The sequence below is a fragment of the Stenotrophomonas sp. YJH_SMC_17 genome, from assembly GCF_059371655.1.
The window spans coordinates 589622-609687 of the sequence record NZ_JCAFUU010000003.1; the positions used below are offsets into that span (position 1 = coordinate 589622).

The 20066-nt window shown below is 67.2% G+C and carries 24 protein-coding genes and 1 other RNA gene; 11 read left to right on the forward strand and 14 right to left on the reverse strand.

Features of this window, described 5'->3' with window-relative positions; all coding sequences use genetic code 11:
- The first annotated feature begins 129 nt into the window (after positions 1-129).
- The 3 genes from AC5P8Z_RS12400 (at position 130) to AC5P8Z_RS12410 (ending at position 2960) form a co-directional block, all read left to right on the forward strand.
- Complete coding sequence (locus tag AC5P8Z_RS12400; protein ID WP_014038375.1) at positions 130-693, forward strand: adenylate kinase; 564 nt, start codon at positions 130-132, stop codon at positions 691-693.
- A gap of 327 nt (positions 694-1020) precedes the next feature.
- Complete coding sequence (mpl, locus tag AC5P8Z_RS12405; RefSeq protein WP_495229148.1) at positions 1021-2385, forward strand: UDP-N-acetylmuramate:L-alanyl-gamma-D-glutamyl-meso-diaminopimelate ligase; 1365 nt, start codon at positions 1021-1023, stop codon at positions 2383-2385.
- Entirely contained in the window at positions 2382-2960 is a 579-nt protein-coding gene (locus tag AC5P8Z_RS12410; protein WP_495229149.1) for an LON peptidase substrate-binding domain-containing protein, read from the forward strand. The genes mpl and AC5P8Z_RS12410 overlap by 4 nt, the downstream gene beginning before the upstream one ends.
- A gap of 145 nt (positions 2961-3105) precedes the next feature.
- Here AC5P8Z_RS12410 and AC5P8Z_RS12415 read toward each other — a convergent pair whose 3' ends face one another.
- Complete coding sequence (locus AC5P8Z_RS12415; protein ID WP_286069758.1) at positions 3106-5100, reverse strand: bifunctional DedA family/phosphatase PAP2 family protein; 1995 nt, start codon at positions 5098-5100, stop codon at positions 3106-3108.
- Positions 5101-5185: 85 nt separating this feature from the next.
- Here AC5P8Z_RS12415 and AC5P8Z_RS12420 point away from each other — a divergent pair, with 85 nt between their 5' ends.
- Both AC5P8Z_RS12420 and AC5P8Z_RS12425 read left to right on the forward strand, forming a co-directional pair.
- A complete protein-coding gene (locus AC5P8Z_RS12420; protein ID WP_495229150.1) occupies positions 5186-5848 on the forward strand; it encodes a serine/threonine-protein kinase in 663 nt (220 codons plus the stop codon).
- Positions 5849-5862: 14 nt separating this feature from the next.
- Positions 5863-6351, forward strand: coding sequence for a DUF2867 domain-containing protein (locus AC5P8Z_RS12425; RefSeq protein ID WP_495229176.1), 489 nt, complete (start codon positions 5863-5865; stop codon positions 6349-6351).
- 51 nt (positions 6352-6402) lie between these two features.
- On the opposite strand, the gene AC5P8Z_RS12430 is transcribed toward AC5P8Z_RS12425, so the two are convergent.
- Positions 6403-7086 (reverse strand): hypothetical protein, encoded by a 684-nt coding sequence (locus tag AC5P8Z_RS12430; RefSeq protein ID WP_286069755.1) that lies wholly within the window; start codon positions 7084-7086, stop codon positions 6403-6405.
- Positions 7087-7194: 108 nt separating this feature from the next.
- Between AC5P8Z_RS12430 and AC5P8Z_RS12435 the strand changes: the two genes are divergently transcribed.
- From AC5P8Z_RS12435 to AC5P8Z_RS12445, 3 genes are all read left to right on the forward strand, one after another.
- Positions 7195-8013, forward strand: a complete 819-nt coding sequence (locus tag AC5P8Z_RS12435; RefSeq protein ID WP_495229151.1) for an SDR family oxidoreductase — start codon at positions 7195-7197, stop codon at positions 8011-8013.
- Positions 8014-8106: 93 nt separating this feature from the next.
- Positions 8107-9099 (forward strand): YiiG family protein, encoded by a 993-nt coding sequence (locus AC5P8Z_RS12440; protein WP_495229152.1) that lies wholly within the window; start codon positions 8107-8109, stop codon positions 9097-9099.
- A 17-nt stretch (positions 9100-9116) separates the two neighbouring features.
- The gene (locus AC5P8Z_RS12445; RefSeq protein ID WP_295566753.1) at positions 9117-10082 is read left to right on the forward strand and encodes a YiiG family protein; all 966 of its coding nucleotides are present in this window, start codon (positions 9117-9119) and stop codon (positions 10080-10082) included.
- Positions 10083-10144: 62 nt separating this feature from the next.
- On the opposite strand, the gene AC5P8Z_RS12450 is transcribed toward AC5P8Z_RS12445, so the two are convergent.
- A complete protein-coding gene (locus AC5P8Z_RS12450; RefSeq protein WP_286069751.1) occupies positions 10145-11017 on the reverse strand; it encodes an ion transporter in 873 nt (290 codons plus the stop codon).
- 63 nt (positions 11018-11080) lie between these two features.
- Here AC5P8Z_RS12450 and AC5P8Z_RS12455 point away from each other — a divergent pair, with 63 nt between their 5' ends.
- Positions 11081-12307 carry an acetylornithine transaminase gene (locus AC5P8Z_RS12455; protein WP_286069749.1) on the forward strand — a complete coding sequence of 409 codons (1227 nt, stop codon included), beginning with the start codon at positions 11081-11083 and terminating at the stop codon, positions 12305-12307.
- Between the two features lie 93 nt (positions 12308-12400).
- On the opposite strand, the gene AC5P8Z_RS12460 is transcribed toward AC5P8Z_RS12455, so the two are convergent.
- Entirely contained in the window at positions 12401-13003 is a 603-nt protein-coding gene (locus AC5P8Z_RS12460; RefSeq protein ID WP_295566749.1) for an HAD-IA family hydrolase, read from the reverse strand.
- A 123-nt stretch (positions 13004-13126) separates the two neighbouring features.
- Between AC5P8Z_RS12460 and azu the strand changes: the two genes are divergently transcribed.
- Positions 13127-13576, forward strand: a complete 450-nt coding sequence (azu, locus tag AC5P8Z_RS12465; RefSeq protein WP_495229153.1) for an azurin — start codon at positions 13127-13129, stop codon at positions 13574-13576.
- Positions 13577-13682: 106 nt separating this feature from the next.
- On the opposite strand, the gene hemL is transcribed toward azu, so the two are convergent.
- Together hemL and thiE are read right to left on the reverse strand one after the other, a co-directional pair.
- A complete protein-coding gene (gene hemL / locus AC5P8Z_RS12470; protein ID WP_495229154.1) occupies positions 13683-14972 on the reverse strand; it encodes a glutamate-1-semialdehyde 2,1-aminomutase in 1290 nt (429 codons plus the stop codon).
- A 16-nt stretch (positions 14973-14988) separates the two neighbouring features.
- Positions 14989-15615, reverse strand: coding sequence for a thiamine phosphate synthase (gene thiE / locus AC5P8Z_RS12475; RefSeq protein WP_495229155.1), 627 nt, complete (start codon positions 15613-15615; stop codon positions 14989-14991).
- Between the two features lie 34 nt (positions 15616-15649).
- On the opposite strand from thiE, the gene AC5P8Z_RS12480 reads away from it, so the two are divergent.
- Positions 15650-15874, forward strand: coding sequence for a rubredoxin (locus AC5P8Z_RS12480; RefSeq protein ID WP_080347542.1), 225 nt, complete (start codon positions 15650-15652; stop codon positions 15872-15874).
- A gap of 59 nt (positions 15875-15933) precedes the next feature.
- Here the strand turns inward: AC5P8Z_RS12480 and AC5P8Z_RS12485 are convergent, their stop codons facing one another.
- The 8 genes from AC5P8Z_RS12485 to AC5P8Z_RS12520 form a co-directional block, all read right to left on the reverse strand.
- Positions 15934-16779 (reverse strand): SirB1 family protein, encoded by an 846-nt coding sequence (locus AC5P8Z_RS12485; RefSeq protein ID WP_286069743.1) that lies wholly within the window; start codon positions 16777-16779, stop codon positions 15934-15936.
- Positions 16780-16920: 141 nt separating this feature from the next.
- On the reverse strand, positions 16921-17367 hold the full coding sequence (locus AC5P8Z_RS12490) for a DUF192 domain-containing protein (protein WP_286069741.1): 447 nt from the start codon (positions 17365-17367) through the stop codon (positions 16921-16923).
- Between the two features lie 21 nt (positions 17368-17388).
- Positions 17389-18036, reverse strand: coding sequence for a ribose-5-phosphate isomerase RpiA (rpiA, locus tag AC5P8Z_RS12495; protein WP_295566743.1), 648 nt, complete (start codon positions 18034-18036; stop codon positions 17389-17391).
- A 23-nt stretch (positions 18037-18059) separates the two neighbouring features.
- The gene (locus AC5P8Z_RS12500; protein WP_099588704.1) at positions 18060-18539 is read right to left on the reverse strand and encodes an EVE domain-containing protein; all 480 of its coding nucleotides are present in this window, start codon (positions 18537-18539) and stop codon (positions 18060-18062) included.
- Positions 18536-19129, reverse strand: a complete 594-nt coding sequence (locus tag AC5P8Z_RS12505; protein WP_099588705.1) for a 5-formyltetrahydrofolate cyclo-ligase — start codon at positions 19127-19129, stop codon at positions 18536-18538. The genes AC5P8Z_RS12500 and AC5P8Z_RS12505 overlap by 4 nt, the downstream gene beginning before the upstream one ends.
- A gap of 83 nt (positions 19130-19212) precedes the next feature.
- Positions 19213-19398, reverse strand: a non-coding RNA gene (gene ssrS / locus AC5P8Z_RS12510) — 6S RNA.
- A gap of 97 nt (positions 19399-19495) precedes the next feature.
- A complete protein-coding gene (locus AC5P8Z_RS12515; protein WP_006467013.1) occupies positions 19496-19792 on the reverse strand; it encodes a cell division protein ZapA in 297 nt (98 codons plus the stop codon).
- Positions 19789-20010 (reverse strand): TIGR02449 family protein, encoded by a 222-nt coding sequence (locus tag AC5P8Z_RS12520; protein WP_005410898.1) that lies wholly within the window; start codon positions 20008-20010, stop codon positions 19789-19791. The genes AC5P8Z_RS12515 and AC5P8Z_RS12520 overlap by 4 nt, the downstream gene beginning before the upstream one ends.
- Positions 20011-20066: the final 56 nt, after the last annotated feature.

Consider the following 20066-nt stretch of genomic DNA (forward strand, 5'->3'; position numbering starts at 1 on the left):
CCTGCTCGGGGGAAAGGACATTGCAGGGACATTACCCGGATGCGGTAAAGTGGCGCTATTGCGGTGCAGCGATACCGGTCCGTCCGGGACGCGAACCTTCTTTGTTTTCAACACGTTGGAGTCAGGTCAATGCGATTGGTTCTGTTGGGACCGCCCGGTTCGGGCAAGGGGACACAGGCGACGCGCCTGAAGGAAAAGCTGGGGATCGCCCACATTTCGACCGGTGACATGCTGCGCGCGGAAATCGCCGCGGGCACGGAGCTGGGCAAGCAGGCCAAGACGGTGATGGATGCCGGCAACCTGGTGTCGGACGACATCCTGCTGGGCATGCTGGAGTCGCGCCTCACCCAGGCCGATGTCGCCAAGGGCTTCATCCTCGATGGCTATCCGCGCAATGTGGCCCAGGCCAATGCGATGGACGGCCTGCTGGCCAAGATCGGCCAGCCGCTGGATGCCGTGGTGCAGCTGGACGTGGCCACCGAGCTGCTGGTCGACCGCATCGCCGGTCGCGCCAAGGAGCAGGGTCGCGCCGACGACAATCCGGAAGCGGTGCGTCAGCGCCTGCAGGTCTACAACGACCAGACCGCCCCGGTGGTCGACTTCTACGCCGGCCGTGGCACTCTGGCCCGCGTTGACGGCGTCGGTGAACTGGACGAGATCGAAGCCCGCATCCTGGCGGCGATCAAGGCCTGACCCGGCCGGGCCGGCCTGCTGCCGGCCCTTCGGGCAAAAAAGCACAGGCCTGGTCCGCGAGGATCAGGCCTGTGTCGTTTGATAGGCGCCAGCAGAGGGCTTGCTCAGGGCCCCGCAGCATGAGCTCCCTTGGGGATGGCCTCTTGGGGAGTAGGACCGGTTCGGGTACTGCGGCTGGCAGTTCGAATTGTGTCCGGGTTCACAGAACATCGCTATCGGGAATTCCCTGACAGAAGATTGGAGTTTTCTCACATCCCGTGTAGGACTTGTCTTACCCGGGAGCGGACATTGGCCCTATACAGCCGTCATCGGTCACAATCCTCGGTCATGAGCAGCGTACATATCCTTGCAATCGCCGGCACCTTCATGGGCGGCGTGGCCGCCCTGGCGCGGGAACTCGGCCATTCGGTCAGCGGCAGCGACCAGGCCATCTATCCGCCGATGTCGGCCCAGCTCGAGCAGCTGGGCATCACTCTGGACCAGGGCTATCGCGCCGACAGCGTGCCGGCCGGGACCGATGAGGTGGTGATCGGCAACGCGCTTTCGCGCGGCAACGCGGCCGTGGAGGCCGTGCTCGATGCCGGCCAGCGCTACATTTCGGGTGCGCAATGGCTGTCCGAGCAGGTGCTGCCGGGGCGCGATACCCTGGCCGTGGCCGGTACCCACGGCAAGACCACCACCACCACCATCCTCACCTGGCTGCTGGAAAGCGCCGGGCGTTCGCCGGGCTTCCTGATCGGCGGCGTGGCCGAGGATTTCGGCGTTTCCGCGCGCCTGGGCCAGGGCCGGGAGTTCGTGGTCGAGGCCGATGAGTACGACACCGCGTTCTTCGACAAGCGCAGCAAGTTCGTGCACTACCGGCCGCTGGTGGCCATCCTCAACAACCTTGAATACGACCACGCCGACATCTTTCCCGATGTGGCGGCGATCCAGCGCCAGTTCCATCATCTGGTGCGCACGGTGCCGGCGCGTGGCCGCCTGATCGTCAACGGCGAGGATCAGCACCTGGCCGACGTGCTGGCGATGGGCTGCTGGACCCCGGTCGAGCGTTTCGGATTCGATCCCTCGCTCGAATGGCATGCGGAGCTGCTGGCCGCCGATGGCAGCGCGTTCCGCGTGCACCATCGCGGGCAGGCGCTGGGTGACGTGCAGTGGTCGCTGCTGGGCCGGCACAACGTGCTCAACGGTCTGGCTGCGCTGGCCGCGGCGCATGCCGTGGGCGTGGCGCCGGCCGAGGTGATTCCGGCGCTGGCGCGCTTCCGCAGCGTCAAGCGCCGCATGGAAGTGATCGGCAGCCACGAGGGCATCACCGTGTACGACGATTTCGCCCATCACCCGACCGCGATCGCCACCACGCTGGAAGGCCTGCGTGCCAAGGTCGGCGATGCGCGCATCGTGGTCGCGATGGAGCCCCGCAGCAACTCGATGCGTCTGGGTGCGCACGCGCAGGCACTGGCCCCGTCGCTGGCGCTGGCCGACGAGGTGGTGTTCCTGCACCGTCCGGAACTGGCCTGGGATGCCGCCGCTGTGATCGCCGCGGTGCGTGGTGAAGCGCACGCGGTGCCGGACACCGATGCACTGCTGGCGCAGCTGCAGTCCAGTGTGCGCAGCGGCGACCACGTGGTGTTCATGTCCAACGGTGGCTTCGACGGCGCGCCGCGCCGCTTCCTCGCTGCGCTGCAGGCCCGATGAGCGTCGATGGCGCGCTGCCGCTGTTTCCGCTGCACACCACGCTGGTGCCGGGTGCGGCGGTGGGCCTGCGCGTGTTCGAGCGGCGCTATCTGGATCTGGTCCGCGACAGCGGCCGCAGTGGCGAAGGCTTTGGTGTCTGCCTGATCCTCGATGGCCACGAAGTGGGCGCCCCGGCAACGCCGGCGGCTTTTGGCGTACAGGTGCGCATCGAAGACTTCGATGTCGGCGCCGATGGTGTGCTGCAGCTGCGCCTGCGCGGCACCCGCCGCTTCCATGTCGAGCGCACCCGCGTGCGCGACAACGGCCTGGTGGTGGCGGATGTGCGCTGGTGCGAGGAAGACCCCGATGACGAACTGCGGCCGCAGCATGCCCTGCTGGCCACGGTGCTGGGGCACATCATCGAGCAGGCCGGTGAGGCCTATGCGCCGGCCAATCCGGCGTTGCTGGACCAGGCCAGCTGGGTCGGCTGGCGGCTGGCCGAGCTGCTGCCGCTGAGCGAGCAGCAGCGGCTGCAGCTGCTGCAGATGGACGACCCGCACCAGCGGTTGCAGCAGTTGCTGGGCTGGATGCCGTAGGGCCATCCACGCGCTGCGTGGATCTACTGTAGAGCCGAGCCCATGCTCGCCTTGCTGGACCGCGCGAAAATCAGCCGAGCACAGGCTCGGCTCTACACGCTCCGGAACGCGTTCCGGTAGCGCCGGGCCCTGCCCGGCGAAACCATCACCGCTGCGTCTTCAACCGCAGCACCGGCAACCCGGTTTCGCTGTGCACGTCCTCGCGCTGCGGCAGGTTCTGCACGGCGTCCTTCACGGCATTCAATGCCGGATCGACGCCACGCAGCGGGTGCCACATGCCGATCCACTCGAAGTGGCGCTCGTAGCGCAGGGTCTGCGCACTGCCCAGCCACAGCGGCGTGTTGCCCGGCTGCAGTTGTGCAGGCGCCGGCCACAGCCGCAGCACGTAACGCTCATCCGGCTGCGCACCCTGGCGCACCATCAGCAGCGCTTCCACGCGCGTATCCAGGGTGGCCGGCAGCACCGGCAGTTCATCGGCGCCGGTGTTCTTGTCCAGCATCAGCAGCGCCTGCTGCCAGCCGGCCTGTTCCTGCCGCTTCCAGCCGCGCGCCTCCAGCTGCGCCTGCAGCGGTGCCAGCGGGCCGGCCACCTGCACGTCCAGCGGCCAGCGTTGATCGTCGTCGAATTCGTTGCGGCGTGCTGGCAGCTGCGCCCAGTCGTGCTGCCACCAGGCCTGCATGTCCATTGCCTGCGGTGCCGGCAGGGTCGGCTCGAAGCGTTCCAGCTTCACCGGGATGTTGCGCGGCGCGTACCACATCGCTGCCACGGCGAAGACGCCGTAGAACAGCCACGCCACCGGCTTCACCCAGAACGAGCGGTTGAAGCGGCGGCGATAGGCGATGCCCAGCACCAGCAGCCAGAACGTGCCGAACAGCATGCCGCCGATCACATCGCTCAGCCAGTGCGCGCCCAGGTACAGGCGCGAGAAGCCGATCAGGCTGACCACGATGCCCGACACCAAGTACGGCCAGACGCGGGTGCGGCCGGGCATCTCGCGCGCGATCAGCACCGCGAAGAAGCCGAAGGTGATGGTGGCCATGGTCACCGACACCGACGGGAAGCCGAAGCCACTGCTGGCATCGACCGGGCGCACCACGTCCACGGTGGCGCCGAGCAGCATGGTCAACGCCAGGCCGAAGGCGAGGGCGGCCAGCCAGTGTGCGGCCGCCATCCAGCGCCGGCGCCAGATCAGGTAGCCCATCGCTGCGGCGGTGGCCGGCAGCAGTACCTGCCACGCCCCCAGCGACGCCAGCGCGGCCATCGGGTAGTCGGCCAGTGGATTGCGCAGCGCCAGCATGGCCTGGTGCACCAGCAGGTCGATGGCGAGTGGCTCGCCGTGTGCGACCACCACGGTCAGCAGCGCGAACCAGCCCCAACCCAGCAACAGCAGCATCAGCGCCAGCATCGCCAGCGGCACCGATTCGCGGCGCTTCGGGTCCAGCACGCCGACGGTGTAGCGGCCCAGCGTCGGGTGGCGGTTGGACCAGTCCAGCAGGCGTGCCAGCCAGTTGTCCATGCGCGCGGCCGACCAGCGGTAGCCGTACAGCACGATGGCCCAGACCAGGCCAAGGATCACCGCCAGCAGGCCGACCACCACCACCAGCCGCCCGGCCACGGCAGCCACCGCGTCATACGCTTCGCCGAGGATCCAGCCCGGGGCCAGGAACAGTACCGCCCAGGAAATGCTGGCGATGCCGCTGGCCTGCACGTAGCGGCTGGCGGGCATCTTCATCATGCCGGCGATGGCCGGTACGAACGGCCGGATCGCGCCCACGTAGCGCGCCACCAGGATGCTCTTGAACGCATTGCGGCGGAACAGGTTCTCGCCGCGGTCGAGCAGCTGCGGGTAGCGGCTGAACGGCCAGATACCGCGCAGACGATCGCCCCAGCGGCGGCCGATCCAGTAGCTGATGCCATCACCGGCGAACGCACCCAGTGCCGCCGCCGCCACCGCGTACGGCCCGGAGATCTGGCCCAGGCCGATGAACACACCCACAGCGAACAGCAGCGGCAGGGCCGGCACGATGGCACCGAGAATGATCACCGCATCGCAGAAGGCGATGAGGAAGATAACGGCGCCCGCCAGCACGGGGTGGGCGGCAATCCACGCGAGCGTGGCGTCGATCCATGAAGAGTCCATTGCCCGATTATAGGGGCGTGAAGGTGACTGGTTCCCAGCCGCTTGGTGACCGTTTGCAACCGGCGCCATCGCCTAGAATGGAGCCATGCTGCATACACCAGACGCCCCCCACCGTGCTTTGAAGGCCGACAGTTTCGGCCGGATCCTTCTGGTTGAAGGGCCCAGCGGCCGGTTCGTGCGCCGCGATCTGGGCGCTACGCCGCTGTGGCTGCGGCTGCCCGCGTGGTGGCTGGCGCGGCGTGAAGCACGCGCGTTGCGCCATATCCACGGCATGGCCGACGTGCCGCAGTTGCTTGCATGGGATGCCCGCCACCTCGACCGCAGCTTCATGGCCGGCGATGCCATGTACCAGCGCCCGCCACGCGGCGATGTGGCCTGGTTCCGTTCCGCGCGCCGGCTGCTGCAGCAGCTGCATCGGAACGGCGTGGCCCACAACGATCTGGCCAAGGAGGCCAACTGGCTGGTCACCGAGGACGGCCGCCCGGCGCTGATCGACTTCCAGCTGGCAGTGATCGGCAACCCGCGCTCGCGCTGGATGCGCCTGCTGGCGCGCGAGGACCTGCGCCACCTGCTCAAGCACAAGCGCATGTATTGCCGTGAATCGCTCACCCCGGTGGAGAAGCGCGTGCTCAAGCGCACCTCGTGGGTGCGTGAGCTCTGGTTCGCCACCGGCAAACCGGTCTATCGCTTCGTCACCCGCCGCATCCTGCACTGGGAAGACAACGAAGGGCAGGGACCGAAGCCGTGAGTGCATCGCAGGTGATGAGCGCCCCGCCGAGCGCGGGCAGCGTGCTGCGTACACAGCTGCCCGGCGCCGACTTCGTGCACGCCTGCCAGGCCACCACCCGGCGCGACGGGCGTACCGCACTGCAGGCCTACCGCGACATGGCGGCAATCATTCCCGGCTGGTTCGACGGCCTGATGGCGCTGCGCAACCAGGGCATGCGCCTGCTCGGCATGAAACATCTGGGCTCGCTGCGGGCGGTGCAGGACAGCGTCGATCCGGCCCCCGGCCAGCGGCTGGGCATCTTCACCCTGCAGTCGCTGGATGACGATGCCATCGTGCTGGAAGACGATGATCGCCACCTTCGCGTACAGCTGGCCCTGCAATGGCAGGGCGACGTGCTGGAAGTGGCGACGGTGGTGCATACGCACAACGCGTTCGGCCGCCTTTACATGCTACCGGTCGCGCCCGTGCACCGGTTGATCGTGCCGCATCTGCTGCAGAAGCAGGTGCAGGCCTATCGATGACGCGACACTGCGTCCGCCGGGCCATGCCCGGCGATACGCGGTGTTTCCGGGTTACGGCGTCGCCGGCACCACCTGCTGGCCGATGAAGTTGCGCTTGGCATCGAAGTCATAGGCGATCTGCAGCTGGCCCACGTCCGGGCAGGCGTGGCAGTCTCGCAGCGGCGTGCGGTACAGCAGGCGGATGCCGCCGCCCTCCAGCGGTGTCGCTCCGGCCGACTGCGCAGGGGCAAACGGCGTCGCCTGCGGGTTGGCCTTCAGCAGCTCCTGCACGGTCGGGTCGGCACGCAGCGTGTCGTCCAGCTGCACGGCGTCCACATCGATGCGCTTGCCGCTGGCGTCGACCAGGCGGGTGCCTTCGTTGGTGTTGGCGCGGAAGGGATACTCGACCGTGGCAATGCCCAGCCCCTCGTTCTCATGCCACGCGGTGACATACGCCAGTTCCCCGGCGCTGGACAGTTGCTCGGCGGCGGTGATCGCATCGGCGCTTGCACCGCCGGCACGCATCGCATCGCGCAGGCAGTCACGGGTGGCCGCATTCTCACCCTGGCGGCACGCGTTCAGATCGCCATCCCAGACCACGGCCTCGCTCCAGCGCATCCTGCCGTCGGCGGCAGCCTTCTCCGCGCTGGGCGCGTCACCGGCGGGCGGCGCCTTTCCGGGTTCCGGCGAACGGCCCTGGCAGGCAGTCAGCAGCGCAAGCCCCAGGGCAGGCAGCAACAGGCGGGAACGGCGCATGGCGTGGACCTCGTGCGTTGGCTGGAGGCCCGAGTATCGTCAAGGCCGGGTGAACTCCGCGTCGGCGCGGCATACTAGCGGCTCATTGCATACGCTGGAGTGTGGATCGTGGGCAGTCTGCAGGGCAAAACGCTTTTCATCACCGGTGCCTCGCGTGGCATCGGCCTGGCAATCGCACTGCGCGCTGCGCGCGACGGCGCCAATGTGGCCATCGCGGCCAAGTCGTCGGTGCCGAATCCGAAGCTGCCCGGCACCATCCACACCGCCGCCGAAGCGGTGACGGCTGCTGGCGGGCAGGGCCTGGCGCTGAAGTGCGACATCCGCGAGGAAGAGCAGGTGCAGGCGGCCGTCGCGGCCACGGTCGATACCTTCGGTGGCATCGACATCCTGATCAACAACGCCAGCGCGATCTGGCTGCGCGGCACGCTGGATACGCCGATGAAGCGCTTCGACCTGATGCAGCAGGTCAATGCGCGCGGCAGCTTCCTGTGCGCGCAGGCCTGCCTGCCGTACCTGCTGCAGGCGCCGAATCCGCATATCCTCACCCTGGCACCACCGCCGAGCCTGGAACCCAGGTGGTGGGCACCACACACCGGCTACACGCTGGCGAAGATGGGCATGAGCTTCGTCACCCTGGGCCTGGCGGCGGAGTTCGGCCCGCAGGGCGTGGCGGTGAACGCGTTGTGGCCGCGCACGGTGATCGCTACCGATGCGATCAACATGATTCCGGGCGTGGATGCGGCCGGTTGCCGCACGCCGCAGATCATGGCCGACGCCGCGCACGCGGTGCTGGTGCGCGAAGCGGCCGGTTTCCACGGCCAGTTCCTGATCGATGATGAGGTGCTGGCGCAGGCCGGTGCCACCGACCTTTCGGGCTACGCGGTGGATCCGTCGCGGCCGTTGTTGCCGGATCTGTTCCTGGATTGATATCCCACTGCCGGAAGAGGCCGAGGGCTGCGACACTCGGCCTGCTGCGCTAGAATGCGCGGCTGTAATCGTTTCCAACAGGGATGTGAGCACATGTCACGCACTCTTTCCGTCGCAGCGCTGGCCGCTTCGCTGTCGTTGATCCTGACCGCCTGCGGTGGCAAGGCTCCCACAGCTGCGGGCGGCACCGATTCCTCCGGCACGCCGGACGCCAGCGCGGCCCCGTCCGATGCACAGCAGCAGTTGACCGCCAAGCTCAACGCCTACATCGGTTGCTTCAACGCGCTGGATTCGAAAACCCACGGCAGCATCCAGTCCTACACGCGCTGGATCAAGGATGTCGACGCTGGCCCGACCGGGCGCGAGACGCACGTGTACGGCCCGTTCGAGATCAGCGACTACGACATGAAGCAGTGCGGCGCCCCGGTGACCGAGGCGATCGCTGCCAAGCCGGCGCTGGCCGATCTCGATGCTGCTGCGGCCCATTACCAGCAGGCGCTGAAGGCGCTGGTGCCGCTCAGCAAGGACGCGCACGATTACTACGATCGCCAGGACTACGAAGACGACCAGTTTGCCAAGGGCAAGCAGCTGCACGCGCCGCTGATGGCCGCCTTCAAGGATTTCGTGGCTGCAAGCGAAACGTTCAATGCCGAGCTGGAGCGTCAGAACGACGCCGCCCAGCGCGAGCAGCTCAAGGCGCTGGAGCAGGCCGAGGGCCGCACGCGCGCGTACTACCGGCTGGCGATGATGCTGGAGGCCAAGGCCATCATGGATCTGATGAGCGACGATGATTTCGATCAGGCCAAGGCCCGCGAGCGCCTGGATGCCTTCAATCGCATTTCCGATGAAGCGCATGCCAAGGTTGCCGACCAGGAGCCGGGCAAGTCGGACTGGGAAGGCTTCGAACGTGAGGCCGAGAATTTCCGGCGCGAAGGCAAGGAGCGGCTGCAGCGGGTCAGCAGCAAGACGCCCTACAGCGATTTCGAGCGACGCATGCTGGATTCGCCCTCGATGGCGCCGCGCGGTTCGGCCAGCAAGCTCATGCAGGAATACAACACGCTCGTTTTCCAGAGCAACCGCCAGTGACCGGCGCGCCAGCACCCATGCGAGGGACCATGACGACGTCCTGCCTGCGCATCGCGCCGCTGCTGCTGATCGGCGCTGTGACGGGCCTGAGCGGCTGCAACAAATCGGCAGGGCTGGCTGTGGCCGACCCCAGCCTGGGAAAGGTGAACGCCTACATCGAGTGCTACAACGGCGTTGAACAGCCCGTCCACGAGGGCTTCCAGGCCTACACCCGCTGGATGAAGGACCCCGAAGCCGGCCCGACCGGCAAGGAAGCGCAACCTCGTTCGCCCGGCAAGGTGCTGTCGCACCGCGTCGAGTCCTGCGGCCAGCCAGTGACCGATGCATTGGCGAAGACCCCGGCACTGCCGATGGATGGCGCCGCGCGAGACTACCAGCAGGCATTCCAGGCATTGAACACCCTGGTCGAGCGCGCCGATGGCTACTTCACCCGCGAGGACTATCGCCGTGATGGCGGTGAGGGGATGCGCAGCCAGCATGCCCCGTTGATGCAGGCCTATGCTGATTTCTTCAAGGCCAGCGAAGCGATGGATGTAGCGCTGGAAAAGAACGAAAACGAACGCCGGGTGGCGCAGCTGAAGCAGATCGAGGAAAGCGAAGGGCGTTCGCTGGCCTACTACCATCTCCGCCTGCTGGGCGATGGCAAGCAGCTCGCCATGGCGTTCCAGAGCGACGCACCGGATGTTGCAGCGTTGCGCGCGCAGCTGGCTGACTTCCAGGCACTGGTGACGGAGATCCAGAACGGTGGCGTCGGCAAGGATGACCCGATGTGGGGCCACGTGCAGCGTTCGGCGGACAAGCTGGTGCGTACCGCGGGACGTGGGGTCGAGCGCCTGGAGCAGCACAAGCCGATCACCGCCGAAGCGCTGGCGGCAGAGCGGAAGGCGTCAGGCAGTTGGCTCACCACCGACCCGGAAGGGGCGCAGTCAACGATCCTTGCCGCATACAACGATCTGGTAACGACCAGCAACCGCATGCGATGAGCCGCGCGCGCATCCATGCGTAAGCGCCAAGAGGTCGTGCCGGCCGCTGGCCGGCATGTGCCTCAATGGCTGAACGCATCCGGCAGCTCACCGCCGCACTTGCGGCAGTGCCGTGCATCGGGCTCGTGGCCTTCCAATCCGCAATGCGGGCAGCCACGTGCGTCACGGCGCGCGGCCAGCTCGGCCTCGCGCATCGTGCTGGCCAGTTCGGCGGTGTAGATGCCGGTGGGCACGGCGATGATGCTGTAGCCGATCAGGATCAGCACCGAGGTGACGAAGCGGCCAAGCACGGTCTGCGGCACGATGTCGCCGAAGCCGACCGTGGCCATGGTCACCACCGCCCAGTACATGCTGGCCGGAATGTTGGTGAAGCCATGTTCCGGTCCTTCGATCACGTACATCAGCGCGCCGGCGATGATGGTGATGGTGATCACCGTGAACAGGAACACCAGCACCTTGCGCCGGCTGCGCCACAGCGACGTCATCAACACGCCGCTTTCCTCGATGTATCGGGTCAGCTTGAGGATGCGGAAGACGCGCAGGATGCGCAGGGCACGCACCACCAGCAGGCTCTGCGCGCCGGGGATGAACATCGACAGGTAGGCGGGCAGGATCGACAGCAGGTCGATGATGCCCCAGATGCTCACCGCATACCGCAGCGGGCGCTTGACCACCGCCAGCCGCAGCACGTATTCGGCGGTGAAGATGAGGGTGAAGGCCCATTCCAGGATGTACAGGCCGGTGGACCATTCGGCATGCAGGTGCTGCACGCTGTCGATCATCACCACCAGGATGCTGGCGATGATGGCCACCACCAGGATCAGGTCGAAATTGCGCGAGGGCCGGCTGTCGTGGCGGTAGATGATGTCGAACCACCGACGGCGCCAGCCGGTTTCGGTGGCGGGGTTCAGCTGGGGGGCGGAAAACGGTCGCATGGGCGCATTGTGCCGCAGGGGTTCCGGCGCGAGAATGGGCATTCCTGAACCCTGCCGACTGCCATGACTGCCGCGACCGATCCGCTGATCTCCCTTTCGCACTACTACCTGCCGGTCTACAAGCCCCGCCAGGTGGTGCTGGAGCGAGGGCAGGGCGCCCGCGTGTGGGACAGCCAGGGGCGTGAGTTCATCGATCTGGCCGCCGGCATCGCCGTGTGCGGCCTGGGCCACAACGATCCGGACCTGGTGGCCGCGCTGGTCGAGCAGGCCGGCAAGCTCTGGCACACCAGCAACGTGTTCTACAGCGCGCCGCCGCTGCACCTGGCCGAGGAGCTGGTGAAGGCCAGCCGCTTCGCCGAGCGCGTGTTCCTGTGCAATTCCGGCGCCGAAGCCAACGAAGTGGCGATCAAGATGGTCCGCAAGTGGGCCTCCAGCCAGGGTCGCCCGGCCGACAAGCGGGTGATCATCACCTTCCGCGGCAGCTTCCATGGCCGCACCATGGGTGCGGTGACCGCTACCGCCCAGCCGAAGTACCAGGAGGGCTACGAGCCGCTGCCCGGTGGCTTCCGCTACATCGATTTCAACGATGAGGTGCAGCTGGAAACCGCGATGGCCGCCGGTGACGTGGCTGCGGTGATGCTGGAGCCGATCCAGGGCGAGGGCGGCGTGATGCCGGCCAAGACCGGCTTCCTCAAGCGCGTGCGCGAGCTGTGCGACCAGCACAACGCGCTGCTGGTGCTGGACGAGATCCAGGCCGGCATGGGGCGCACCGGCACCCTGTTCGCGCACTGGCAGGATGACGTGGTGCCGGACATGGTCACCCTGGCCAAGGCACTCGGCGGCGGCTTCCCGATCGGTGCGATGCTGGCCGGCCCCAAGGTGGCCGAGACCATGCAGTTCGGCGCGCACGGCACCACCTTCGGTGGCAACCCGCTGGCCGCTGCGGTCGCGCGCGTTGCACTGCGCAAGCTGGCTTCGGCGGAGATCGCCGCCAATGTCAGCCGCCAGTCGAAGGCGCTGCGCGATGGCTTCGCGCGCATCAATGAAGAATTCGGCGTGTTCAGCGACGTGCGTGGTCGTGGCCTGATGCTGGGCGCGGTGCTGAGCGAGGGCTTCGCCGGCCAGGCCGGTGCGATCCTCGACCACGCCGCCGAGCAGGGCCTGCTGACCCTGCAGGCCGGCCCGGACGTGCTGCGCTTCGTGCCGTCGTTGAACATCACCGAGGAAGAAGTGGCCGAAGGCCTCAAGCGCCTGCGTGCGGCGATTGCCGCGTTCATTGCCGCGCGCTGACGCCAGCAGAGGCATCTGTAGAGCCGAGCCCATGCTCGGCTCCTGTTGCCTGATACGGCGGTGAGCCGAGCATGGGCTCGGCTCTACAGTGGTTCACGCAATCCGATAGCGCTTCAACACCTTGCCCAGCCCACGGCCATCGCGCACGGTTTCCGCATGCAGGCCGGCGGCGCGTGCACCGCGCACGTTGGCGAACAGGTCATCGACGAACAGCGTGTGCGCAGGCGCCACGCCCAGTGTTTCCAGCGTGCGCAGGAACACTTCCGGCGCCGGTTTGCGCAGGCCGAAATCGGCGCTGCAGAACACGCGACCCAGCAGGGCAGGGAACAGCTCCGGCAGCAGGGACGGCAAGGCCTGCTTCATCAACGCGCCATTGTTGGTCAGCACCGCCATCGGCAGCTGCAGGGCCTGCAGCCGTTGCAGTACTGCGGGCTGCGGATGGCTGGCGGCTTGCCGCGCTGCCGTCCAGGTGTCCACGTCGACGGTCCTGTGCAGAAGCTCTCCCACTCGCAACAGATAGGCCGGGCCATCCAGCGCGCCGCTGTCATGCGCCGCTTCCAGTCCGCTGTCGAACAGCGCGGCCTGCACTGCGGCAGGGGCAACCCCCAGCGCTTGCGCAAGACGCAGCACACGCTGCGCGCGCTGGTACTGCACCAGCACGCCGTCCACATCCAGCAGCAACAGATCGATCCGCATCGGCCGAGCATGCCATTGCAGTGAACACTCGGGAAACCCTGGAGCAGCCATGCGACAGACGGTCGCAGACGTGGCCACAGGGGGCTGCCTAGAATGGCGCTTGAATCCGCAGGAGACGCAACGATGAAGGGTTGGATGGTGGCAGTAGGACTGGGTGCGCTGATGCTGGCGCCGTCGGCGATGGCGCGGGTGTGTGCGGTGAGCATCGACAGCACCGACCAGATGAGCTTCAGCAGCCGCGAGATCAAGGTCGCCGCCGATTGCACCGCCGTAGACCTGACCCTGCGTCACACCGGCAAGCTGGCCGTCACTGCGATGGGCCACAACTGGGTGCTGACCCGCACTGCCGATTACCCGCCGGTGGCGATGGCCGGCATGCGCATGACCCTGGCCGAAAGCTACCTGCCGAAGGCAGACAAGCGCGTGCTGGCCCACACCAAGGTGATTGGTGGCGGCGAGACCACGCGCGTGCGCTTCTCCACGCAGGGCCTGCAGAAGGGGGGTGACTACACCTTCTTCTGCTCGTTCCCCGGCCACTTCGCGATGATGAAGGGCAAGTTCGTCTTCGGTTGATGCCGTTTGTAGCGTCGAGCCATGCTCGGCTGCTCTGTGCCAACCAAGGTTGGCACCCACCAGATGCGGCAGTGCCAACCAAGGTTGGCACCTGCCGGGCGCGGACTCAGCCCTTGGCAGCCTTGAACGCCACGCGTGCAGCGGCCAGCGTCGCTTCGATCACCGCATCGTCGTGCGCGCTCGACAGGAAGCCGGCCTCGTACGCCGACGGTGCCAGGAACACGCCCTGGTCCAGCATCGCATGGAAGAAGCGATTGAACGCCGGGATGTCACAGGCGGTGGCCTGCGCATAGGTTTCCACCTTTTCACTGGTGAAGAACAGGCCGAACATCGCACCCACGCGGGTGGTGGTCACGGCCACGCCGGCGTCGGCGGCTGCCGCTTCCAGACCGGCGCACAGGCGTGCGGTGCGCCCGGCCAGGTCGGCGTGGAAACCCGGCTGCTGGATCAGCTCCAGCATCGCCAGGCCGGCGGCCATTGCCACCGGATTGCCGCTCAGCGTGCCGGCCTGGTAGATCGGGCCGGCCGGGGCGATCTGCTGCATCAGCTCGCGACGGCCACCGTAAGCCCCCACCGGCATGCCGCCGCCGATGATCTTGCCGAACGTGGTCAGGTCAGGAGTGATGCCGTAGTGCGCCTGCGCACCGCCGAGGGCGACGCGGAATCCGGTCATCACTTCGTCGAAGATCAGCAGCGCGCCATGCTTCGTGCACAGCGCACGCAGGTGCTGCAGGTAACCCTCGCGCGGCGGGATGCAGTTGGCATTGCCGACCACCGGTTCGATGATCAGGCCGGCGATGTCGTCACCCTGCTGCTCGAACAGCGCAGTGGCGGCGTCGAAGTCGTTGTAGGGCAGGGTCAGGGTCAGTTCGCTCAGGCCGGCCGGCACGCCCGGCGAGGTCGGTACGCCCAGGGTCAGCATGCCGCTGCCGGCCTTGACCAGGAACGAGTCACCGTGGCCGTGGTAGCAGCCTTCGAACTTGACGATGCGGTTGCGGCCGGTGGCGCCACGGGCCAGGCGGATCGCCGACAGCGTGGCTTCGGTGCCGGAGTTGACCATGCGCACCATCTCGCACGACGGCACCAGCCGGGTGATGGTTTCGGCCATGGTCACTTCGGCCGCGCACGGCGCACCGAACGACAGGCCGTTGTCGATGGCCTTCTTCACCGCCTGGCGCACCGCCGGATGGTTGTGGCCGACGATCATCGGGCCCCAGGAACCGACGTAGTCGATGTAGCGGTTGCCATCGACGTCATACAGGTAGGCGCCGTCGGCGCGCTCGACGAAGAACGGCTCGCCGCCGACCGACTTGAACGCACGTACCGGCGAATTGACGCCGCCCGGCAGCAGCTGCTGGGCACGGGAGAACAGGGCGTGGGACTGGTCGTGGTTCATGGGGCTTTCCTGGGCATTACGCGAACTGGGCGAGGTAGGCGCGCTGGGTCGTGACCGGGTCCTGCGCGGCGTAGATGCCGCTGACCACGGCCACCAGGTCGGCGCCGGCATCGATGATGGGACCGACATTGTCCGGCGTCAGGCCGCCGATGGCCACCCGCGGCACGCCCAGTGCGGCGCTTTGCCGCAGCAGGTCGGTATGCGCGCGGCTGGTGGTGATCTTGGTGGTGGTCGGGAAAAAGGCGCCAAAGGCCACGTAGCTGGCGCCGGCGGCCACGGCCCTCTCGGCATTGGCCAGCTGGTCATAGCAGGAGGCGCCGATGATGGCCTCGGGGCCGAGCAGGGCGCGCGCGCTGGGGATGTCGCCGTCGGTGCCGCCCAGATGCACCCCCGCCGCGCCAACGGCCTTGGCGAGCGCCGGGTCGTCGTTGACGATCAGCGGCACGCCGTATTCCGCGCACAGCGCCTGCAGCGCGATCGCCTGCTCCTGTCGCAGCGCATCGCTGGCGGTCTTGTTGCGGTACTGCAGCAAGGTGGCGCCGGCAGCCAGCAGCGGCGCGGTGCGGGCCAGCAGGCGCGCGGTATCGGGCTCGTCCGGGGTGATCAGGTAGACGCCGCGGGGCGCCGGGGAAGCAGAAGTCATCGATGGCTACCGGTGCGTGGGCCGCGATGGGACAATGGCGGCCCGTGAATCCAGACCTGATTATCCGATGAGCGACGCCACCCCCACCACCCTGCGAACCTGGATGTGCGTGGTCTGCGGCTTCCTGTACAGCGAAGCGGAAGGTCTGCCGGAAGAGGGCATCGCGCCGGGCACGCGCTGGGAGGATATTCCCGAGACCTGGACCTGCCCCGATTGCGGGGTGACCAAGGCCGATTTCGAGATGGTCGAAGTCGATTGAGCGGTGGGGCCTGCAGGCCTTTCCGTGGGTGCGGACCGTTTGCCCGCACACCGATAACCTCAATGCAACCGCGGCACCGGTCCACCCAGATCGATCAGTTTTTCGCGCAGCCACTGCGCGTCGCTGGCCTCGGGATGGCGCTTCAGATACTGCCCCAGGTCGTGGCGGGCACCGGCCAGGTACTCCAGCTGCAGGTAGGCCAGGCCGCGGTCGCGAAGGGCGTCGTCCTGCTCCGGGGCCAGCTTCAACAGGCGGTCGGCGCTGCGCGCGGCGCGGTCCCACTCGCCGGCTTCGGCATAGACACCGTGCAGGTTGCGCAGCATGCGCATGAGGATCGCGCGTGTCGGGGCCGGGTCGAGGATCTGCGCCAGCACCTGGTCATCGGGCATCTGCCCGCCCAGGTGTGACTTGGCGCGTTCACGCAGCTCGTCCACGTCCAACGGGCGGCCACCATTGAACGGGTCCATCACCAGCACGCCATCGTCCACCGGCAGGCGTACCAGGAAGTGGCCGGGGAAGGACACGCCATCCAGTGGGATGCCCAGCCGGCGCGCGACTTCCATCTGCACCAGCGCCAGCGAGATCGGGTTGCCCAGGCGCCGCTCGAAGACCTGGTTGAGGTAGCTGTTGCGCGGGTCGTAGTACTCGTCGTGGTCGCCGCTGTAGCCCAGCTCGTCGAACAGGTGGCGATTGATCGCCGCCATCTTCAACGGGCTGTTGTCGATGCTTTCCACTTCCGAACGGAGGTGGTCGACATGGCTCTGGATCAGCGCGTCGTAGGTGGACGGCTGCAGATCGGGGTATTCATCGCGCGCGATCAGCAGCGCAGTCGGCAACAAGGGCAGCGCCTCGTCTTCGAGGTCGGCCAGTGCATCCCAATCGGGGAGTGTGATCCGGTCCTGCATGGCCACAGACTGGCGGCAATTGCAGACGGTTTCAAGCAGTGTCGCGTGAAAAATTTCGGGGTCGGATCCCTTTCGCTTGCGAAAGGGATCCGACCCCGGCCGGGTTGGATTGCCGGCCAGCGGCCGGCACTACCGTTACTTTTACTTTTCGATGCCCGGGCCGAAGGTCAGCGCGGTGCCGTCCTTCAGCTTGAGCTTCTCGGCCTGGCCGGCGTTGAGCTCCAGCACGTACCGGGCCGGGCCACCGCTGGGATAGGGCGGGCACATGTCGCCGGCCGAGCACGGCGGTACGTTGCGCTGCTGGCTGACCAGCCTGCGCTCGCTGTCGAAGTACAGGATGTCCAGCGCGATCTTGGTGTTCTTCATCCAGTACGCCTGCATTTCCTCGCGGTCGTGGATGAACAGCATGCCGTGGTCGGCCGCCATCTGGTCGCGGAACATCAGCCCGCGCGCGCGGGTTTCATCGTTGGTGGCCAGCTCCACCTGGTAGCGGGCGCCATCCAACTCGACCCAATGGCGGGCCGCGTCGGTGGCGCAGCCGGCCAGGGCCAGCAGCGGAAGCATCAGCAGCGAACGCAACAGCGACATCGTCAGGATCCTTCGAAAGGGTCAGAGCACGACCGGCGGCTCGCCGCCGACGATCACCACATCGGCGCGGCGGCGCGCGAACAGGCCGACGCAGACCACGCCGGGCAGCTGGTTGAGCTCGCGCTCCAGCTTTTCCGGGTCGGTGATTTCCAGATTGTGGATGTCCAGGATCTGGTTGCCGTTGTCGGTGACCACGCCTTCGCGCCAGGTCGGCTGGCCGCCGGTCATGTCACGGATCTGGCGGGCGACCAGGCTGCGCGCCATCGGGATCACTTCCACCGGCAGCGGGAACTTGCCCAGCACCGGCACCTGCTTGCTCGGGTCGACGATGCAGATGAAGCGCTCGCTGGCCTCGGCGATGATCTTCTCGCGGGTCAGCGCGGCGCCGCCGCCCTTGATCAGGCACTTGTTCGGGTCGCACTCATCGGCGCCATCGACGTACAGCGACAGGTTGCCGCTGTGGTTCAGCTCGATCACCTCGATGCCGTGCTGCTTCAGGCGCGCGGTGCTCTGCTCGGAGCTGGACACGGCACCCTTGATGCGGTGCTGGATTCGGGCCAGGGCATCGATGAAATAGGCCACGGTGGAACCGGTGCCGACACCGACGATCATGCCGTCTTCGACGTACTCGATGGCTTTCTCGGCGGCCAGGCGCTTGGCTTCGGACATGGGAAGAACTCTCAGGCAGGGAATCAGGATTTCTTTTCCAGCGACAGCAGCAGCTTCCACTGCGCAGCGGTCACCGGGAACACCGACAGGCGGTTGCCCTTGGCAACCAGCGGGAAGCCTTCGCCGAGCTCATCGGCGTGCAGCTTGATCTCGTCCAGCGCGATCACCTGCTTGAGCTTGCGGTCGAAGGCCACGTCCACCAGCATCCAGCGCGGGTTCTCGCGCGTGCTCTTGGGGTCGTGGTAGTCGGACGTCGGGTCGAACTGGGTGTCGTCCGGATAGGCCGGGCTGGCCACGGTGGCCAGGCCAACGATGCCGGGCACCTTGGTATTGGAGTGGTAGAACAGGATGCCGTCGCCCACCTGCATGCCATCGCGCATGAAATTGCGTGCCTGGTAGTTGCGCACCCCGTTCCAGGGCTCGACCTTGACCTTGGCCAGATCATCGATGGAGAAAGCGTCCGGTTCGGACTTCATCAGCCAGTAGCGCTTGCGGGCGGTCATGCGTTCACGGGGGCAGCGGAGGGGAACAGGGTGCCGTCTTCGGTGCAGATCGCGTCCACCGGCACGTCCCACGACGCCACCGGCAAGGCCTCGACCTGCTGCACCGCGAACGCAGCACCGACCAGCCAGGGCGGCGCCGGCCGATCGTGGCGGAAGGCGAAGCTGCGATCATACCAGCCGCCCCCCATGCCCAGCCGCCGGCACTGGCTGTCGAAGCCGACCAGCGGGGTCACCACCAGCGCCATCTGCGCCGGTTCCAGGGTGTCTTCCAGCGCCACGTCCGGTTCGGGAATGCCGTAGCGGTTGCTGGTCAGCGGCTGCCCCGGCCGCCACGGTGCGAAGCGCAGCACCTCGCCGGCCAGCACCGGCAGGCAGTAGGTGAGTTGCTCGGGCAGCTGCAGCTGCCAGCGGTGCAGGGCGATCTCGCCATCCAGCGCCCAGTAGCCGGCCACGGCGCCTTCGCGCGGGGCGAACGGCAGGGCGAGCAGGGCGTCGGCAAGCGATTCGGCGGCGGCGATGCGCGCAACGGCGGAAAGGTCGCGGCGGCGTTGCCGCAGGTCGTGGCGCAGGGCCTGGCGCGGGTCGGTCATGGCAGCGTGCGGCAAGGATCAGCCGTCATTGTGCCGGAAAGAACAAGGGCGACGCCCGAAGACGCCGCCCTTGCTGGAATATTGCATTCTCCGCAATGTCGATGCATGCGAAACGACCTTGAACCCGGGGGCTCAAGTGGGAACGCTGGAGAACCATCGGGCTTCCCGCTACAAGGCGGACCTGCACTCCCGGCGCTGTCGCGCTCCCGGTGTCGTTCTTAAGGGACAAGGCGAATGTTTGCACATGCCGTCGAGTACCGCAGAGAACGCGTGGCCATTATAGCCAGCGTGCAGAATCTGGATAGGCCGTTCGTCGGCAACAGTCCGTGCCAATTCAGATATGAGAAGACGCGTTCTGCGCGATCTTCAGGCGCCGCCGTCGATGGCGCGGTCCAGGCGCCGGTTCAGGTCGGCCAGCGTCTGCTGCAGGGCCACGGCCTGGCGGGCGTTTTCGTCGCGCAGCAGCTGCAGCTCGTGGGCCAGGTTCAGCGCGGCCAGCACGGCGACGCGGTCGACGGCGGCCATGCGGTTGCTGCCGCGGATCTCGCGCATGCGCGCATCGAGCAGGCGCGCGGCGGCCATCAGGCTGTCGCGTTCGTCGCCACCGACGCCCACCGTGTATTCACGATCGAGGATGCGGACACTGACCGGTTCGGCGCTCATGTGTGCTGCTCCAGGGATTTGAGCCGGCTGATCATCGCTTCCACCCGCGAGCGTGCCTGCTCGTTCTTGGCCAGCAGCGTCGAACGCTCGGCCACCAGCTGTTCCTGCTGGTGGCGCAGGCTGCGGTTCTCCTCGGCCAGGCGCTGGTTGCGTTCAAGCAACGCCTCCACGCGGGCGGCGAAGTCCTGCAGCTGGGCAAGGGGATCGGCGGGTTCCATGCAGGCACGATAGGCAAGCCGGGTAAGGGCGGTCAAGCGTTGTCGCAGCAAGGCTG